Source organism: Winogradskyella immobilis (assembly GCF_021887715.1).
GTDB classification, from domain to species: Bacteria; Bacteroidota; Bacteroidia; order Flavobacteriales; family Flavobacteriaceae; genus Winogradskyella; species Winogradskyella immobilis.
In genome coordinates this window covers 1-5230 of sequence record NZ_JAIQXX010000037.1, presented here as the reverse complement: position 1 = coordinate 5230, position 5230 = coordinate 1, and the positions used below count along the sequence as shown (strand labels likewise).

The 5230-nt window shown below is 33.6% G+C and carries 3 protein-coding genes; 1 reads left to right on the top strand and 2 read right to left on the bottom strand.

Annotated features, from left to right (window positions below; genetic code table 11):
* The coding region (locus tag K8Z87_RS13565; RefSeq protein ID WP_227478116.1) for a beta strand repeat-containing protein at positions 1-4359 on the bottom strand (4359 nt) is incomplete at its 3' end.
* Positions 4360-4460: 101 nt separating this feature from the next.
* Here K8Z87_RS13565 and K8Z87_RS13560 point away from each other — a divergent pair.
* Positions 4461-4934 (top strand): regulatory protein RecX, encoded by a 474-nt coding sequence (locus tag K8Z87_RS13560; RefSeq protein WP_227478115.1) that lies wholly within the window; start codon positions 4461-4463, stop codon positions 4932-4934.
* Between the two features lie 2 nt (positions 4935-4936).
* Here the strand turns inward: K8Z87_RS13560 and K8Z87_RS13555 are convergent.
* Positions 4937-5230 (bottom strand): T9SS type A sorting domain-containing protein (locus K8Z87_RS13555; RefSeq protein WP_227478114.1); only part of this gene is annotated, 294 nt, incomplete at its 5' end.

The following is a 5230-nucleotide window of genomic DNA, read 5'->3' as shown; positions in this document are numbered from 1 at the left end:
AATATCAGTGCCATTACCTGCAACACTCATAGTGCTTATAGTGATATAATCGTTTTGACTAAAGTTTAAGACTTCGTTTCCAGGGTTTGTGCCTAGAGGAGGTCTTACGTGAGACCATAAATAAGCAACTTCTTCTATAACAGCAGAATTAGTAGCAAAAAAGAGATTAGTATCAATTGCAGAAGGATATGGATTGCCTATTAAATTCCAATGGAAAGATTGATAGTTAGCTGTATTATTCACAACAGGGTAAGTAATATCACCTGTGTTATATGGGCCGTTAAAAATATAGTTATAAGCCACATCAGACATAAAATTTATGGCATTATGTGTGGCTGCAAATCCTTGTCCTGGGGCCATAGGGAAACTTCCTGTTTCTCTAGTCCATGCATTGGCATCATCATCGTCAATACCATCTCCATCTTCATCAATAAAGTTGGTAGCATTAAACCAGAATCGAAAACTTGGATTGGCTGGAAATAAGGCAGAATCAGTAGTTTCATTTTCAACCGGGGAACTCCAATAGGTATAATCAAACCAATTGGTTAATCTAGCAGTAAATTTACTTACACTGGCATTTCCTCCTGCGAGAATAAAATTACCAGCATTTATGTTGTCACCAAGTTGAACAAAAGAACCATGAGTCTCTGTAGTAATTCTTCCACCATTAACAATAACATCATTTATAACTTCAACAAAATTACCATTAGAAATAGTAAGCGTTCCAGAATTTACGGTAAGTGAGCACGCCGAAAAACTACCGCCATTAATAGAAGTATTATAAGTTCCATCAATGATCACATTACTTGTTGATGTAGGCAGAGTATCTTGAGGAGTACTGTCAGACCAATTCCAATTGGTGCCATCCCATGTGACTTCAATGACACCAATTTTTATAGATTCAGAAGCCGAATAGCAAGAAGAATCATCTTCTCTTACCTCACAATAAAATTGATAATTAATAACTGTTACTGAATCATTGATAATTAAGTCAGGTGTATTTGAATTTGAAAAGATAGTATTGTCTGAAATGATTTTCCATTCTGGGGATGATAAATCATCAGGATTATAAAAATACCATTGGTATGTTAAACCATTACCACCAACAAAACCTTCTGTAGCAGAAACACTAAGTGTAACTTCATTACAGGCTGTATTATTTGATGAGACCCCTGTAATTATTGGCGGAGGTGCTCCAGAATAATCAAAACTACCAATATCAGAATAATTATTAGTAGATGCGCACGTAGTTGAACCTGAACCAGCCCAATCAATAATATTCCAATCGTTAGTGTTAAATGCAGTAGAAGGCAGAGAAACAGCAGTATTTAACCTTCTAAAATTAAAACCTCTATCTCCAGTAACGATTGTGGTACTCATCCAAGAGGCATCACCAAATATGCCGAATTCATCAATCAAAGTACCGGAATTATATAAGCCTATATAATCATCGTTATTAACACCTACATTTACACCAACTAATGTTGTACTAACAATATCACCTAGAGACCCATCACCACCAGCAACAGAACATAATGAATTACCTAACACGCCAAATGTTCCAATAGTTATAATATAAGTGTCACCAGCATTAATTGTTCCACTTAATGCCTGGGAAGTAAAGCTCGAGGTGCTACCATCTGCATATAACCTAATAGAATAATTAGATAAATCAATATTTGCACCAGTGGCATTGTATAGTTCTATATAACTCAAACTACCAAAAGTAGCGTCAGTAACCTCACTAATAATTAATTCGGATAAGTTAGAGCCACCTTCACAACCGTTAATTACGGTATCAATTACAGTAAACGGAGTTTGTCCTGGGCAACCTGTATTATCAATAATTTCTATATTCCCAGAAGTAGCTCCTACTGGTACAATAACTTCCATTTGCGTATTTGAAATATTATCTACTACAGCTGCTATTCCATTAAATGAAGCTGTGGCAGTACTTAAATTTGTTCCAGTTATGGTTACAATTGTATTTTCGGGACCAGATGATGGCGAAATGGTTAAAGCATTTGCAGCACAATTTCCTGTGCCTTGAACTCTAAATACATATGGATTTTCATCAGTATCATCATTAGCAATTGAAATATCTGCTATTCGTACTCCTGGTAGAAGTGGAGAGAATGAGACTTCAAAAACACTTACTCCAGAAGGGGTAATAGTATTTACTGGAGGCATGCTTATTGTAAAATCTCCAGGGTTTGCACCTATAATAGTTATATTAGAGATATTTAAAGTTGCAGTGCCTATATTTTGAATTCTAAATGTTTTTTCTTGTGAATTGCCTATAAACTGAGTTGAAAAAAGAGTATTATCTAGGAAACTTGGAGTTACATCTCCATTAGTTATATTAGGAAAAGTACCTATATCTCCTTCAACATTTATTTCAGGAGTTGGAGTTGTACCATTTCCTGTTAATGATATTATACAACTGGCTTCATCAGAGTCGTTATTGTTTATAATTAAATTAGCAGTTCTATTTCCAATAGTCATTGGCGTAAATTGAACAGTTACAACTTCAGTATTTCCCGGAATTATTGTTAAAGGGAGAGTAGAAGGCGAAATAATATTAAAGTCACCAGGATTAGTTCCAGTTATAGAAAATGAGCTAATAATTAAATCTAAGGCGCCTTCATTGACAATATTAAAAGTTAAATCTGTATTGAAGCCTGTAGCTTGAGGCCCAAAATTAAGATTGAAGGTTCCACATGCTTGATCAACACCAGAGCTATTTTCTAACTGTATTTCAGGAACAGAACATGGTGATATTAAACTATTTGTCCCTGGAGAGCCACCAGTAGCGACTTCTAACCAATTAGCATTTGTATTAGAATTATCTAAAGCAGTATTAATAACATGTAAAGAGGCTCCATTTCCATCAGCGCCATCTGAGTTATCATAAGTTACACTATCAATAATACTGTTATTTGTGGCAATTAATGTAATTGTTCTAGATGAATTTGCTAAAGTACCTGTTCCAGACCCATTAGTAAAATCTGGAGTAAAAGGACAGCCAGGATTGTATTCAGTACCTCCACCATCACCCAAACTAATTGTAATACAGTCACCATCTGCAATTACAATACCACTTGATGGGAATGTAAATTCAATTGCACCATCAACTCTAATGGTATAGTTATTTAAAACTTGTGGGCTACCAGATATATTGCATATTTCTATCCATTCATCATCAATTCCAGATGTATTATACATTAGTTCTGAAATAACAACATCTGCCAAAGTCTCAACAGTCAATACTGTTGCATTAGATGTTGTTAAACCACAGGCATTAGTAATAACACATCTATACTGATTTCCACTTATACTGGAATCAGTGGCTATTGTAGTATAGGAATCTGTTGTACCACCAGTTCCTGTAGAAACGGGATTCCATATCGTACCACCATCAGTAGAGACTTCCCATTGGTAAGAGATGGCATCTGTAGCTATAACAGTAAAGTTAGCTGTATCAGGTGCTATTACAATTTGACTTGTTGGTTGTGTTATTATAACCGGAGCAACAGTATCTATTAAAACATCATAGCTTACACTATTTATTGACCAACAAGAGACACCATTAAAAGCTCTAACATAATATGTCCCTGAAGATGTGACATTTAATGTTGATGTTGTTGGGTTTGCTAAAGATGTACCTGTTGGTGAAGTTTGCCAATATAAATTTGCATTTGGGGCAGAATAACTAAGAATTGTATTCACACAAGCTGGTGTAACCCCTGAGATTGTTCCTGTTGGATCTGCTGGAGGTGTGCATAATGAATTAACAGAACCATTTACAATAATGTCATTACCTGCTCCTTCAAATCCACCAGAACCACCTGTCGCTTCTGCCCATCCGTAAAGCCTATATATTACAGGAGATGTATTATTTGTTTGGTTTATATTAAATATAAATGTTTGTGTCGCAGTATTATCTATTATTGATTTTTCTCCATCAATATTTGTGACGTAATTATCTATGGAACTTCTTATAGCTATTCCACTAGTTCCAGTAGCAGATCTTTGAAAATTAATATTTATAGTAGTAATATCGAATGAAAACGATGCGTTAGGTATAATTATAAACTCCATATAATCGTTACCAACAACGGCATTAGCAATATTAGTAGTAGCCCATGAAGTAGCATTAAATCTATTACCATTATTTGATGCTGTTAATCCAGAACCTCTAGAAATCGTAGAGATATTTAGATTTGGATCATTAAAATTTGAATTGGCAGAAATTTCATTTCCAGCTAGTCCATTAAAATCAAAAGTAATTATTTGCCCAAATCCGAAGAAAAATGAACAGAAAAATAGTATAAATACGAGGGAGTATTTTTTTGTCATAGGATGGAAAGCGTGCTATTAATCTAATTTTTTTCTTAAAAGACGATACAATATATAACTTTCTTAATGTTTTATTAAAATTTTGAAACTAATTTTACAGTATGAATCTACAAAAAACATATTCTGTCGATGAAGCGCAAAAAGTATTAGAAAATTATTGTGCTTATCAAGAGCGATGTCATAAAGAAGTGAAAGATAAATTGTTACAGATGCGTATGATTCCTGAAGCTATAGACAATATCATTGTGCATTTAATTACTAACAATTATTTAAATGAAGAACGCTTTGCAAAAGCATTTGCAAGAGGAAAGTTTAAAATTAAAAAATGGGGTAAAAATAGAATTGTTAGAGAATTAAAATATCGGCAAATCTCAAAATATAGTATTGATATTGCGCTTAAAGAGATAGACTTAGAGGAGTACCATTCAACCTTACATGAATTGACTTTAAAAAGAATCGCTCAAGTTAAAGAATCTAACATCTATAAAAAGAAAAAGAAAGTTGTAGATTATTTACTGTATCGCGGATGGGAATCTCATTTAATTTATGAGAAACTAAATGAGCTTATAAAATAGTCTTATTTTTTAATTGACTTTTGAGTTACAGTTTGTCCGTTAGATAATAGCACTTTAGCAATATAAGCAGAAGTCCCTAGGTTAGATAGATTATAAATTTCAATAGAACTATCTCCTTCCAAATCATAGATTAATCGGCCTTGAAGGTCAAAAATTGTTACTGTATCTATAGTTAGATTACTGTTTTTAATAGTGAATTGTACATTTCCATCGGTAAGTTCAACAATAGATAACCCATTGTCTTGAATGATTTCATCATCCGTTGAAAGCGTATTATTTTGAAATACAATTTCAAA

Bases quoted from the DNA above. Each gene is read 5' to 3' on its own strand.
- K8Z87_RS13560 (WP_227478115.1), top strand. From the start codon at position 4,461: ATGAATCTACAAAAAACATATTCTGTCGATGAAGCGCAAAAAGTATTA.